At 71.8% G+C, this 12,323-nt stretch carries 13 protein-coding genes and 1 pseudogene; 4 read left to right on the top strand and 10 right to left on the bottom strand.

The window, feature by feature from the left end; all coding sequences use genetic code 11:
* Position 1: 1 nt before the first annotated feature.
* Positions 2 to 1,453, bottom strand: coding sequence for an NCS1 family nucleobase:cation symporter-1 (locus tag AC07DA_RS19830; RefSeq protein ID WP_479129472.1), 1,452 nt, complete (start codon positions 1,451 to 1,453; stop codon positions 2 to 4).
* A 210-nt stretch (positions 1,454 to 1,663) separates the two neighbouring features.
* Between AC07DA_RS19830 and AC07DA_RS19825 the strand changes: the two genes are divergently transcribed.
* Complete coding sequence (locus AC07DA_RS19825; protein ID WP_479129471.1) at positions 1,664 to 2,317, top strand: GntR family transcriptional regulator; 654 nt, start codon at positions 1,664 to 1,666, stop codon at positions 2,315 to 2,317.
* On the opposite strand, the gene AC07DA_RS19820 is transcribed toward AC07DA_RS19825, so the two are convergent.
* The 3 genes from AC07DA_RS19820 to AC07DA_RS19810 are packed head-to-tail and all read right to left on the bottom strand — an operon-like array spanning position 2,314 to position 5,125.
* The gene (locus tag AC07DA_RS19820; RefSeq protein ID WP_479129470.1) at positions 2,314 to 3,048 is read right to left on the bottom strand and encodes a uracil-DNA glycosylase; all 735 of its coding nucleotides are present in this window, start codon (positions 3,046 to 3,048) and stop codon (positions 2,314 to 2,316) included. The two genes, AC07DA_RS19825 and AC07DA_RS19820, sit on opposite strands and share 4 nt — an antisense overlap.
* The gene (locus tag AC07DA_RS19815) at positions 3,048 to 4,427 is read right to left on the bottom strand and encodes an MFS transporter (protein WP_479129686.1); all 1,380 of its coding nucleotides are present in this window, start codon (positions 4,425 to 4,427) and stop codon (positions 3,048 to 3,050) included. Before AC07DA_RS19815 ends, AC07DA_RS19820 begins: the two co-directional genes overlap by 1 nt.
* Positions 4,428 to 4,435: 8 nt before the next feature.
* A complete protein-coding gene (locus AC07DA_RS19810) occupies positions 4,436 to 5,125 on the bottom strand; it encodes an ArsR/SmtB family transcription factor (protein WP_479129469.1) in 690 nt (229 codons plus the stop codon).
* Between the two features lie 136 nt (positions 5,126 to 5,261).
* On the opposite strand from AC07DA_RS19810, the gene AC07DA_RS19805 reads away from it, so the two are divergent.
* Positions 5,262 to 5,915: an RNA-binding S4 domain-containing protein gene (locus AC07DA_RS19805; protein WP_479129468.1), complete on the top strand. Its 654-nt coding sequence runs from the start codon at positions 5,262 to 5,264 to the stop codon at positions 5,913 to 5,915.
* A 36-nt stretch (positions 5,916 to 5,951) separates the two neighbouring features.
* Here AC07DA_RS19805 and AC07DA_RS19800 read toward each other — a convergent pair whose 3' ends face one another.
* Both AC07DA_RS19800 and AC07DA_RS19795 read right to left on the bottom strand, forming a co-directional pair.
* Positions 5,952 to 6,422: a DoxX family protein gene (locus AC07DA_RS19800; protein WP_479129467.1), complete on the bottom strand. Its 471-nt coding sequence runs from the start codon at positions 6,420 to 6,422 to the stop codon at positions 5,952 to 5,954.
* Between the two features lie 100 nt (positions 6,423 to 6,522).
* Entirely contained in the window at positions 6,523 to 6,693 is a 171-nt protein-coding gene (locus AC07DA_RS19795; RefSeq protein WP_479129466.1) for a hypothetical protein, read from the bottom strand.
* 74 nt (positions 6,694 to 6,767) lie between these two features.
* On the opposite strand from AC07DA_RS19795, the pseudogene AC07DA_RS19790 reads away from it, so the two are divergent.
* Positions 6,768 to 7,013, top strand: a pseudogene (locus tag AC07DA_RS19790) (DUF6343 family protein); the annotation flags it as partial.
* A gap of 311 nt (positions 7,014 to 7,324) precedes the next feature.
* Here AC07DA_RS19790 and AC07DA_RS19785 read toward each other — a convergent pair.
* The 4 genes from AC07DA_RS19785 to rpsA form a co-directional block, all read right to left on the bottom strand.
* Positions 7,325 to 7,705 carry a tetratricopeptide repeat protein gene (locus tag AC07DA_RS19785; RefSeq protein ID WP_309098167.1) on the bottom strand — a complete coding sequence of 127 codons (381 nt, stop codon included), beginning with the start codon at positions 7,703 to 7,705 and terminating at the stop codon, positions 7,325 to 7,327.
* A 50-nt stretch (positions 7,706 to 7,755) separates the two neighbouring features.
* Positions 7,756 to 8,376 carry a dephospho-CoA kinase gene (gene coaE, locus AC07DA_RS19780; protein WP_479129465.1) on the bottom strand — a complete coding sequence of 207 codons (621 nt, stop codon included), beginning with the start codon at positions 8,374 to 8,376 and terminating at the stop codon, positions 7,756 to 7,758.
* Positions 8,377 to 8,442: 66 nt separating this feature from the next.
* Positions 8,443 to 9,381 (bottom strand): PAC2 family protein, encoded by a 939-nt coding sequence (locus tag AC07DA_RS19775; RefSeq protein WP_479129464.1) that lies wholly within the window; start codon positions 9,379 to 9,381, stop codon positions 8,443 to 8,445.
* 172 nt (positions 9,382 to 9,553) lie between these two features.
* Positions 9,554 to 11,050 carry a 30S ribosomal protein S1 gene (rpsA, locus tag AC07DA_RS19770; protein ID WP_479129463.1) on the bottom strand — a complete coding sequence of 499 codons (1,497 nt, stop codon included), beginning with the start codon at positions 11,048 to 11,050 and terminating at the stop codon, positions 9,554 to 9,556.
* A gap of 364 nt (positions 11,051 to 11,414) precedes the next feature.
* Between rpsA and AC07DA_RS19765 the strand changes: the two genes are divergently transcribed.
* Complete coding sequence (locus tag AC07DA_RS19765; protein WP_479129685.1) at positions 11,415 to 12,233, top strand: class I SAM-dependent methyltransferase; 819 nt, start codon at positions 11,415 to 11,417, stop codon at positions 12,231 to 12,233.
* Positions 12,234 to 12,323 lie beyond the last annotated feature (90 nt).

Raw genomic sequence — 12,323 nt, 5'->3', positions numbered from 1 at the left:
CTCAGACCTCCGCGGTGGCGCGCTCGGGGCGGCACAGCGCCGCGTACAGTCCGGCCGCGATGGCCGTGCCGATGAACCAGGAGTAGGGCGCCACGGCGCCGAACGTCGTCACCAGGGCGAGCACCGCCGCGACACCGGCCGCCGGCAGGAACGCCCACAGGGCCTTGGGGTTGACGCCCCGGCGGTAGTGGTAGCGGGAGCCGGGCGTGGCGTCGAACAGTTCGTCGACGTTCACGCGGCCGCGCTTGACCCAGTAGTAGTCGACCATGATCACGCCGAACAGCGGGCCCAGGAAGGCGCCGAGACCGCCGAGGAAGTAGTTGACGACGGTCGGGCTGGAGAAGAGGTTCCAGGGGGTGACCAGCAGCGCGGCGACCGTGCTGATCATGCCGCCGACCTTGAAGGTGATCTTCTGCGGCCAGACGTTGGCGAGGTCGTACGCCGGGGAGACGAAGTTGGCGACGATGTTGACGCCCATGGTGGCGATGGCGAAGGTCAGCGCGCCCAGCACGAGCACCCAGGTGTTGCCGATCTCGGCGACCAGATGGGCGGGGTCGGTGATCTCCTTGCCGAAGACCTCGAAGGCGCCCGCGGTGACGATGACGGAGACGATCACGAAGGCCGTGGAGTTGATCGGCAGGCCCCAGAAGTTGCCGCGCCTGACGGACCGGTAGTCGGGCGCGAACCGGGAGAAGTCGCAGAAGTTGAGCATCAGCGTGCCGTAGGTGGCCAGGACGAGTCCGATCGCGCCGAACCACTGGCGCCACTGCTCGCCGACGGACACCGGGTGCGGGGTGGAGGTGAGGGAGATCGTCCAGCCGGCCTTGGCCAGGATCCACACGGCCAGCACGATCATCACGAGCCAGATCGCCGGACCGCAGAAGTCCTGGAACTTGCGCACCGATTCCATGCCGCGGCTGATGATCGCCGCCTGCACCAGCCACAGGGCGACGAAGGAGACCCAGCCGAGCGCGTCCAGGCCCAGGAAGGAGGTGTGCGTCCAGGACTCCAGGCCCGGCCAGGCCGCCAGCAGCATGACGTTGACGGCGACGGAGGCGAGGTAGGTCTGGATGCCGTACCACATGATGGCGATCACGGCCCTGATCAGCGCCGGGATGTTGGCGCCCCAGACACCGAAGGCGATACGGCTCACCACCGGGAACGGCACGCCGTGGCGCTGGCCGATCTTCCCCATCCAGTTCATGCCGATGTAGATGATCACGAAGCCGACGAGCAGGGACGTGAAGATCTGCCACACGTTCATGCCGAGGAAGAGCAGTCCGGCGGCGAAGGTGTAGTTGCCGAGGTTGTGGACGTCGGACATCCACATGGCGAAGAGGTCGAAGACCTTCCAGTTGCGCTTCCCGGCGGGCGCGAGGTCCTCGTTGGTGAGCCGGGGGTCGGGGACGAACGCGGGGGTGCCGGTGGTCGCGGCACGGTCGGCGAGGGACACGGGGCCTCCCTGAGCAAGGGGACGGGGAATGCTCGGCGGGGACTGCTCGAAGGGCGACTGCTCGACCGGCAGCCGTTCGATGGGGCAGCCGCCCAGTGGGGGGGGTTGGTATACCAAACTGCGCTCATGGTCTCCCCGTCAACCGTTCTGACCGATGTCGCTCTCGTTAACGCTCCGTAAAAGACGCCCCGCGTCGACGAAGATGGGCGCATGACGAAGATCGAACCCCTCGGAGCGGTACGCGAACGCGTCACGGCCGCACTGCGCCGGGAGATCATCGCGGGCAGCCTGCGCCCCGGCGACCGCCTGGTGGAACGCGAGCTGGCGGAGCGTTTCGGCGTCTCGCGGGTGCCGGTCCGGGAGGCCATCCGCTCCCTCGTCGCCGAGGGCTTCGTCCACTTCGAGACGCCCCGCCGCACGGTCGTGCGCCGTCTCACCCCGACCGACGTCAAGGAACTGTTCGAACTGCGTGAGGCCCTGGAGGTCTACGCCGCCGGACTCGCCGCGTCCCGCGCGACCCCCGAGGACCTGGCCGAGGTCCGGGAGCTGCTGGACCGCGCGGCCGCCGCCACCGAGGCCGGGGACGCCGAGGCGATCACCGACGTCAACAGCCGTCTGCACGACCGCATCATGGCGATGGCCGGCAACGGCCTGCTGACCGAGGCCCTGGAGCCGGTCGCCGGCCGGCTGCGCTGGATGACCCGCCGCAACGAGGAGTGGCCCCAGCTCCTCGTGGAGCACCGCGAGCTGTACGAGGCCATCGCCTCGGGGGACCCGGACCGGGCCCGCGCGCTCGCGCTGACGCACGTACGGACCAACTACCGCTCCACCGTCCGGCACCTGTTCGGGGACGGGGTTCCCTAGTCCGGCCGGCCTTCGCCCGTCCGCGGCCGCTCCTCGGCGGGACGGAGTCCCGCCGCACGTGCCGCACTGCGCAGCACGTCACGCAGCATCGCGGGGGTGAGCCGGCCCGTGAAGGTGTTGCGCTGGCTGACGTGGAAGCAGCCGAAGAGGTCCAGGTCGCCGAGCGGGTACCGGGCGCCGTGGGCGAAGGCGGGACGGGGCCGGGGCACGGGCCAGCCGGCCTCGGCGAACGCGGGCAGCGCGGCCTGCCAGCCGAAGCCGCCGAGCACGACGACGGCCCGCAGCGTGGGCCGCAGCAGCCTCAGTTCCTGCACGAGCCAGGGGCGGCAGGTGTCCCGCTCCCCGGGCGTGGGCTTGTTCCCGGGCGGGGCGCAGTGCACGGGTGAGGTGACGCGCACGCCGTACAACTCCAGCCCGTCGCCCACGTGTTCGGCGGTGGGCCGCGAGGCGAGCCCGATGTCGTGGAGCGCCTGGTAGAGGACGTCCCCGGAGCGGTCACCGGTGAACATCCGGCCGGTGCGGTTGCCACCGTGGGCCGCGGGGGCCAGTCCCACGATCAGCAGCCGCGCGTCCGCCGGGCCGAACCCGGGCACCGGCCGGCCCCAGTAGGTCCAGTCAGCGTAGGCGGCCCGCTTGGTGCGGGCCACCTCCTCGCGCCAGGAGACCAGCCGCGGACAGGCCCGGCAGTCGGCGATGCGCCGGTCGAGGAGGGGGAGACCGCTGGCGTCCATCACTCCACGGTAGGCCCCCGCGCGGGGCACGGCGGGCACGGGGTCGGGGACGGCCGGACCCGCCGGAGCCAGAGGAGGGCCCCGGCCAGCAGGACCGTACCCGTCAGCAACCAGGGCAACGGCCCCGGCCGCAGGGCACCGACGACCAGGCCGGTGAGCGCGCCCACGAGCTGCTGGGCGAGGGACTGCACGGACAGGGCGGTGGCGCGGTTCGCACCGGGGACACGCCGGTGCAGCAGTTCGTTTCCGTTCGGGGACGCCGCGCCCAGACCGAGGTACACCAGTCCGAAGCCGGCCACCGCGAGGGCCGTCGCGACCGGGTGCGCGGCGGACGCGGTGAGGCCGAGCAGCAGCAGTCCGCCCGCGCCGGTCGCGAGACACCCCAGCACGGCCCGCTCACCACTGCCCGTGACCCGGGCGGCGAGCGGCGCCAGGTGGCTGCCGATCCCGGAACAGACGAAGCCCGCGCAGGCCAGCACCGCGTAGACCAGCGCTCCCGAGCCGGTACCACCGGTCAGCTCGACGGTGCGGCCCGGGACGAGCAGTTCGACGGCGGCCAGGGCGCTGCCGACGGCCGCGGCCGTGAGCAGGACCCGGCGCACCAGCGCGTCCCGTCCGCCCAGCCGCACCCCGCTCAGCACGGTGACGGGGACACCGCGCACCACGGAGCGCGGTGTGGCCGGTGGCCGCGGCGGTTCCCGCAGGGCGGTCAGCACGTAGCCGACGAAGACGATCCGCAGCACCGCTCCCAGCAGGAGGGGGACGGACAACGGCAGCACCGCCCCGGAGGTCGCCTCGCTCAGCCGGGCTCCGGCGTCGGGTCCGAGGCCCAGCAGCCAGGGCAGGCCGCCGCCGATCAGGAGGCCCGCCGCGAGCGCCGCGGAGGTGGCGGTACCGCCGCGCGCCAGCCCGGTGCGCAACTCGGCGTCGGGGCCGGAGGATCGGTGGACGGTGTCGACGTACCAGGCCTCCGCGGTCCCACTGGCCAGGGCGCGGGCGGCGCCCATGAGCACCATGCCCGCGGCGAGTACCCAGACGGCGGTGCCGAGGCCGAGCACGGTGAAGGCGACCACGTTGAGCACGCCGGCCAGGGCGAGCACCGGGCGCCGCCCGAGGACGTCGGAGAGGCCGCCGGTGGGCAGTTCCAGCACGGCCACGGTGAGCGAGTGGGCGGCGAACAGCCCCGCGACGGCGGCGAGGGACAAGCCGCGCTCGCCGAACAGCAGAACCATCGAGGCCAGCCCCAGTCCCGGCGGCAGCCAGAGGAACGCGCAGACGGTGACGTAACGACGGCGGGCGGTCCGCGGCCCGGTCGGCCCGGACGGCTCGGGGACGCCGGAGAGGACCGGTGTCCCGGGGATCCCGGGCGTCTCGGCCAGCCGGTCCGTCACGAGGAGGCCTCGTGTGCCCCTGGGACCTCTCGCGCCTCGTCCTGGTGGCCCCCTCGGGCCCCCTGGCCCCCGTGTTGCCCGGCCGGGTCGCCCGCGGTGCGCTCGGGCGGGGCGAGCGGCAGTCCGGCGGTGAGGAACATGACGTGCTCGGCGCGCGGGTCGTCCGCGTCCCGGGCGGTCAGTTCCTCCAGTTTCCCGGCGATCGTCCCCCAGAGCTCGGTGAGCGACTCGGCCGTCAGCCGGGGCATGAGATCGCTGATCCCGGACGGCTCCACCCACTCCTGGCCGAACCGCCCCGCGGCCATGTCCGCCTCGTGCCGGGCGAGGGACGACTCCAGGTGCTCGATCTGCCGCCGCCGCGCCAGCCCGACGAAGGCACGGCCGGCCGCGGAGGACTCCATCGACTCGTTGCTCCAGGAAGTCACGGTGTGCAGCGCCCGCCACCGCCGCTCCCGACCGTCCCGGTGCTCGGCCTCGCCGATGAACGCGTACTTCGCCAGCACTCGCAGGTGGTAACTGGTCGACGCCGACGACTCCCCCGTCCGCGCCGCGAGCTCACTGGCCGTCGCTGGCCCGTCCTGCCGCAGCAGCCCGAGCAACCGGATCCGCAAGGGGTGGGTGAGGGCCTTGAGGGCGGCGGTGTCGTGCTCGGGGTCGAGTACGCGGCGGTGCTCGTCGCTGTCCATGACGGGAGGTTAGAGCGCCCGCACACGTCGACAGAAGACTTTTTGCAAAATTATTTTTGGCGACTCGGGCCGTGCTCCCGTTCGGTACCGATGATCCCCGCACGCTCGGCCGTTCCGGAGGGCTAAGGTCGGACACATGGCTTCTCGAGATGCGGAGTACGGCAGGACGACCGGAACCGGAGGAACCGGGGAGACGGGGGAGATCACACCCGACGCACCCGCCGGTGCCGAGCGGCCCGCCATCCCGCACGCCGACTCCGGACCGGGCCAGGCGAAGGTGCCGGACCCGAAGGTCGCCGCCGCCATCGCCGCTGCCGAGGCCGCCGGTCCGCAGGGCGGCCAGACCGTCCGGGTCGACAGCTGGATCTGGTCCGTGCGTCTCGTGAAGACGCGCTCGCTGGGCGCCACCGCCTGCCGGGGAGGTCACGTGCGGGTCAACGGCGAACGCGTGAAGCCCGCCCACGGCGTACGCGTCGGTGACGAGGTCCGTCTTCGGCACGAAGGCCGGGAGCGGATCGTCGTCGTCACCCGGCTGATCCGCAAGCGCGTCGGCGCACCCGTGGCCGCGCAGTGCTACATCGACAACTCCCCGCCGCCCCCGCCCCGCGAGGCCGTCGCCCCCGCCGGCATCCGCGACCGCGGCGCGGGCCGCCCGACCAAGCGGGACCGCCGCGAGCTGGAACGCCTGCGCGGCATGCCCGGCCCGGGCCCCGCCGGCGGCTTCGGCCCCGGACCGGGACGTGGGTTCGGCCCCGGACCGGACAGCGGGTCGCGCAAGCCGAGGCCCTGACCGGGCTCGGCCCCGGTCGGTCCCAGCCGGGCGACCTCACGCGCTCCGCCGCAGCAGCCTCACCAGATCCGCGTTGTGCCCCCGTCGCGCCCAGGCGATGAGGGCGAGCGGCACGACCAGGATGAGGGGCGTCGCCGCGTGCTCCCCGTCGAGCACGGTTGTCTGCACGACGAACGCGCCCACCATCAACGCGCCCAGCGCCACCGCCGCCACCGACTGCAGCACCGGGACCAACAGGGCGACCGCCCCGGCCAGTTCGAGCACACCGATCGTGTACATCCCCGCACTGCCCCAGCCGAGTCGCTCGAAGGACCCGGCGGCCGACTCGTGCCCGATCAGCTTGGGCAGGGCGCTGGCGATCGCGTAGAAGAGGGCGAGCAGGACCTGAAGGCCGCGCAGCGCGATCCGGGCGCGCCGCCCCCACGGCGTCGCGGACGCGCCGCCGACGACGCCGGTCGGGAGGGACGAAGCGGTGGAGGGGGCTGCGGAAGCGGTGGTCTCGGACATGAGGGTCTCCCTGGGAAGCGGTCCGCGCGGGCCACGCGCTCCGTCGTGCCGTGCGGCCCGTGCCGGTGTCGCAGAGGTGGACCGCCCCGCGCTCCGGAACTCATCGCTGTCCAACAGCCGTCCCGCATCCGCACACACAGGTACGGGGTACTGGGTCCGGGTCCGAATCCGGGGTGAGCGTCCGCCGCAGCGCGACCAGGTCGTCGATGTCCTCGTGCGGCACCGCCTGGTCGAGCAGAATCCCCGGCAGGGCGTCGGCGTCCGGCAGCATGCGCGGCTCCCCTGTCGGCCTTGGTGAAGCCCCGCGACGAAGAGTACGTTTCCCGGAGGAGTGGTGATCGAACGATGCGTACGGGCAGTGAACCGAGGACGGCGCGCAGCGCACTGCGGGCCCGCTTCTGGCTGAGCCTGTGGGGGCTGGTCTGGGCGGTCGCCGGGACGGTCGCGTTCGCGCTCGCCGGGCGGTCCGGCTGGGCCATCGCCTGCGGCGTGCTGCTGCTGGTCGTCACGATCGACCTCGTGGTCGTCCTCCGGCACATCCGCCAGGGCCCGCACTACCAGCCGGGCCCGGGCATCCCGCCCTACCGGCCGGTGGACGACCTGTCGACGGGTGGCAGGCCGACGGACCACGGTTCGCCTGACCACGGCGTGCCGGACCACCGCTCGAAGGACCAGCCTTCGAAGGACCAGGCTTCGAAGGACCAGCCTTCGAAAAACCACCGCTCGAAGGATCACCGTCCGGAGAGCCCCCGGCCGCCGGAGAACCCGCCGCCGGACGACCGCTCCCAGGGCGAAGGCCTCTAGGGCGAAGACCCCTAGGACGAAGGCCTCCAGGGCGAAGGCCCTCCACCCAAGGCCTCCGGGAGACAGGCCCCGGGCCCGCGGCCGCCGCGAGCACGCCCTCACGAGTCGAAGCGCGCCGCCTTCAGGAACTCGGGGTTCGGGTCCAGCGCGGCCGCCAGGCGGAAGTGACGTTTCGCCTGGTCGGGACGGCCCTGTCGTTCGAAGGTGCGGGCGAGTGCGAAGTGCGCGAAGGCGTTGTCCGGCTCGCGCTCCAGCACGATCGAGAACTCCAGCTCCGCCGGCCTCAGCTGCGCCGCCGCGAAGAAGGCACGCGCGCGCAGCAGCCGAGCGGCGGTGTTCTCCGGGTGCGCGGCGACGACCTCGTCGAGCAGCTTCACCGCACCCCGCGGGTCACGCGCCGCGAGCAGTTGCTCGGCGGCACGGAAGTCGATGACGTGCGTCTCCGGGGTACGTCCGGTCGAACCGCTGGTCTCGGGCACGGCAGAGTCCTTCCCTCACTCCCCCGGTTCAACGCCCCCCGGCGGTGCCGCTATTCCGCAGGGGACTGCCGGGACGCCTGGGACCTGCGCACGAGCTCGGCCCACACGTCCTTCACCCGGCGCTCCAGATCCTCCAGCGGCACGTCGTTGTCGATCACGATGTCCGCGATCGCGCGGCGCTGCTCCCGGGTCGCCTGGGCGGCCATCCGCGCACGGGCGTCCTCCTCGGTCATGCCCCGTCGCCGTACGAGCCGGTCGAGCTGGGTCTCGGGGCCGGCGTCGACGACGATCACCACGTCGTACAGCGGTGCCAGGCCGTTCTCGGTGAGGAGGGGGACGTCGTGGACGACGATCGCGTCCTCGGCGGCGGCCTCCTCCAGCTCGCGGGAGCGGGCGCCGACCAGCGGATGCACGATCGCGTTGAGGGTGGCGAGCTTCGCCGGGTCGGCGAAGACGAGGGAGCCGAGCCTGGGCCGGTCCAGGCCACCGTCCTCGGCGAGGATCTCCTCGCCGAAGGCCTCCACCACCGCGGCGAGCCCCGGCGTCCCCGGCGCGACGACCTCCCGGGCGATGCGGTCCGCGTCGATCAGCACGGCTCCGCACTCCACGAGCAGCCGTGACACCTCACTCTTGCCGGCGCCGATGCCGCCGGTCAGGCCCACCTTCAGCATGGCCGCAGCCTAGACGCTGCGCCGGGGGCGCCGGGCAGAGGGTGCGCAACCGGTGCGGCGGCCGGGTCAGTTGTCGCCTTCTCGTTCCGCCAGGAACTTCTCGAACTCCCGGCCGATCTCGTCCGCCGACGGGATGTCCACCGGCTCGGCGAGCATGTTGCCGCGGGTCTCGGCGCCGGCCACCGCGTCGTACTGGTGCTCCAGGCCCTCGACGAGGGCGGTGAGGTCCTCGTCGCCCTCGCGGATCTGCCGGTCGATCTCCGTCTGGGTGCGGTGGGCGTCCGAGCGCAGGGCGTGGGCGATGCCGGGCAGGACCAGACCGGTCGCCGCCGTGATCGCCTCCAGGACGGTCAGGGCCGCGTCCGGGTAGGGCGAGCGGGCGATGTAGTGCGGGACGTGCGCGGCGACGCCGAGGACGTCATGGCCGGCCTGGAGCAGGCGGTACTCGACCAGGGACTCGGCGCTGCCGGGTACCTGCGCCTCCTCGAACGGGCTGCGGTGGCCCGGGACGAGGTCGGTGCGGTTGCCGTGCGGGGTGAGGCCGACGGGCCGGGTGTGCGGCACGCCCATGGGGATGCCGTGGAAGTTCACGGAGAGGCGCACGCCCAGCCGCTCCACGATCTGCCGCACGGCCGCGGCGAAGCGCTCCCACTCCACGTCCGGCTCGGGGCCGGACAGCAGCAGGAAGGGCGCGCCGGTGGCGTCCTGGACGAGCCGCACCTCGATGGCGGGGACCTCGTAGTCGCTCCAGCGGTCGCGCTTGAACGTCAGCAGCGGGCGGCGGGCGCGGTAGTCGACGAGCCGGTCGTGGTCGAATCGGGCGACGACCTGGTGGGGCAGCGAGTCGAGCAGCCGGTCGACGATCTGGTCGCCCGTCTCGCCCGCGTCGATGTATCCGTCGAAGTGGTAGAGCATGACAAGTCCGGCCGACTCCTGGGCGAGCGCCATGTCGACGACGGCCAGCCCTTTCGGCTCCCATGCGTACAAATCCTGCGGATCAAGCACAGTGACCGCTCCTCCTCGTGTCCACACGCGACAACGCCGTTGCGGGCAGGGGCATTCCCGGACCGAGGAGATTATTGATCTTGGCGGCCCGGGGTGGCGACCCGAGCAGCACCGAGGGGCCGCACCCCGGAAGGTACGGCCCCTCGGTCAGGAGCTAGTGCTCAGTGCGCGTTCAGCTCTGGCCGCCGGCCAGCTTCTCGCGCAGCGCGGCCAGCGCCTCGTCCGAGGCCAGCGCGCCGGAGTTGTCCGGGCCCTCGGAGGAGTACGAACCGCCACCACCGGACGCGGCCGGAGCGGCGGTGTCGCCACCCTCGGCAGCGGCCTGGGCGTCCGCCTCGCGGGACTTGATGACCTGCGCCTGGTGCTGCTCGAAGCGCTGCTGCGCCTCGGCGTACTGGCGCTCCCACTCCTCGCGCTGCTTCTCGTAGCCCTCGAGCCAGTCGTTGGTCTCGGGGTCGAAGCCCTCGGGGTAGATGTAGTTGCCCTGGTCGTCGTAGGACGCGGCCATGCCGTACAGGGTCGGGTCGAACTCGACCGCCGACGGGTCGGCACCGAAGGACTCGTTGGCCTGCTTCAGCGAGAGGCTGATGCGACGGCGCTCGAGGTCGATGTCGATGACCTTGACGAAGATCTCGTCGTTGACCTGGACGACCTGCTCCGGGATCTCCACGTGGCGCTCGGCCAGCTCGGAGATGTGGACCAGACCCTCGATGCCCTCGTCCACGCGGACGAACGCACCGAACGGAACCAGCTTCGTGACCTTGCCGGGCACGACCTGGCCGATCTGGTGGGTGCGGGCGAACTGCTGCCACGGGTCTTCCTGGGTCGCCTTCAGCGACAGGGAGACACGCTCGCGGTCCATGTCGACGTCGAGGACCTCGACGGTGACCTCCTGGCCGACCTCGACGACCTCGGACGGGTGGTCGATGTGCTTCCAGGACAGCTCGGAGACGTGGACCAGACCGTCGACGCCACCCAGGTCCACGAAGGCACCGAAGTTGACGATCGAGGAGACGACGCCGGAACGGACCTGACCCTTCTGGAGGGTGGTGAGGAACGTCTGGCGGACCTCGGACTGGGTCTGCTCCAGCCAGGCACGGCGGGACAGGACCACGTTGTTGCGGTTCTTGTCCAGCTCGATGATCTTGGCCTCGAGCTCCTTGCCCACGTAGGGCTGGAGGTCGCGGACGCGGCGCATCTCGACCAGGGAGGCCGGGAGGAAGCCACGGAGGCCGATGTCGAGGATGAGACCACCCTTGACGACCTCGATGACGGTACCGGTGACGATCCCGTCCTCTTCCTTGATCTTCTCGATGGTGCCCCAGGCACGCTCGTACTGGGCGCGCTTCTTCGAGAGGATCAGGCGGCCTTCCTTGTCCTCCTTCTGGAGGACGAGGGCCTCGATCTCGTCGCCGACGGCGACGACCTCGTTCGGGTCGACGTCGTGCTTGATCGAGAGCTCGCGGCTCGGGATCACACCTTCGGTCTTGTAACCGATGTCGAGCAGGACCTCGTCCCGGTCGACCTTCACGATGACGCCGTCGACGATGTCGCCGTCGTTGAAGTACTTGATCGTCTCGTCGATCGCGGCGAGGAAGGCTTCCTCGTTACCGATGTCGTTGACCGCTACCTGCGGGGTGGTGGCGGTGGTCTCGGTGCTGCTCGTCATGTGGGAAAGGGCTCCGGTACGGACATTGAAGTCGTAGGTACTGCTACGCCGGGAGCCCGTTTCGCTCTGCAGAAGCCGGACAGCCAAGGAAGCGCCACACAAGATCGGTGGCGCCTCGACAACCGAGGGGACATACATACAGATGCGAGCGCAGCCTGCTACGTCTGAGGTGCGCAGGCCCGCAGCGCAACTTGTAGCATACGGGGGCAGCCGGGCAGGGTCAATGCGCGAAGCCGCCCACGCGGGGCGGAACACCCGCATACCCGGCACAAGTCGTGTCGTCCGAGGCCACGCGGGCCCTTGGACGACCCCTTCGTGACCTCCGGGACCGGCTGGACGGAAGAGTACGACGAGGGAGCCGATCATCCAAGAGCCTGAACCGTCCGAACCCGAGGCCACCCGGCGCAGCGCCGGCGTCACGGAGAGCTCCCGCGCCAACCGCGGCTGGTGGGACCGCAACGCGGACGAGTACCAGACCGAGCACGGCACGTTCCTCGGCGACGACCGCTTCGTGTGGGGCCCCGAGGGCCTGGACGAGGTGGAGGCGGAGCTGCTCGGCCCGCCGGAGGAGCTGAAGGGCCGGGACGTGCTGGAGATCGGCGCCGGCGCCGCCCAGTGCTCGCGCTGGCTGGCCGCGCAAGGGGCGCGTCCGGTGGCCCTGGACATCTCGCACCGGCAGTTGCAGCACGCGCTGCGGATCGGCGGATCGTTCCCGCTGGTGTGCGCCGACGCCGGTGCGCTGCCCTTCGCGGACGGCTCCTTCGACCTGGCCTGCTCCGCCTACGGGGCGCTGCCCTTCGTGGCCGATCCACGCCAGGTGCTGCGCGAGGTGCACCGGGTGCTGCGGCCCGGGGGCCGTCTCGTGTTCTCGGTGACGCACCCGATCCGCTGGGCCTTCCCGGACGAGCCGGGCCCCGAGGGCCTGTCGGTGTCGGGCTCGTACTTCGACCGCACGCCCTACGTCGAGCAGGACGAGGAGGGCCGCGCGGTCTACGTGGAACACCACCGCACGCTGGGCGACCGCGTCCGGGACGTCGTCGCGTCGGGCTTCCGGCTGGTCGACCTGGTCGAGCCCGAGTGGCCGGCCTGGAACACGTCCGAGTGGGGCGGCTGGTCGCCGCTGCGCGGAAACCTGATCCCCGGCACGGCCGTCTTCGTGTGCGAGCGGGACGACAGGAGCTAGCTGTGCTGTCCCGGGACGTTGGTGACACGCGTGCTGGGTGCTTGAACGGGTGAGGGCCTTCTGGGTTCGGTGTGGATTGCGACATCTACG

Source organism: Streptomyces sp. NPDC044921 (assembly GCF_056432865.1).
The sequence above is the reverse complement of the archived record's forward strand: the minus strand, read 5'-3'. Positions and strand labels throughout refer to the sequence as shown.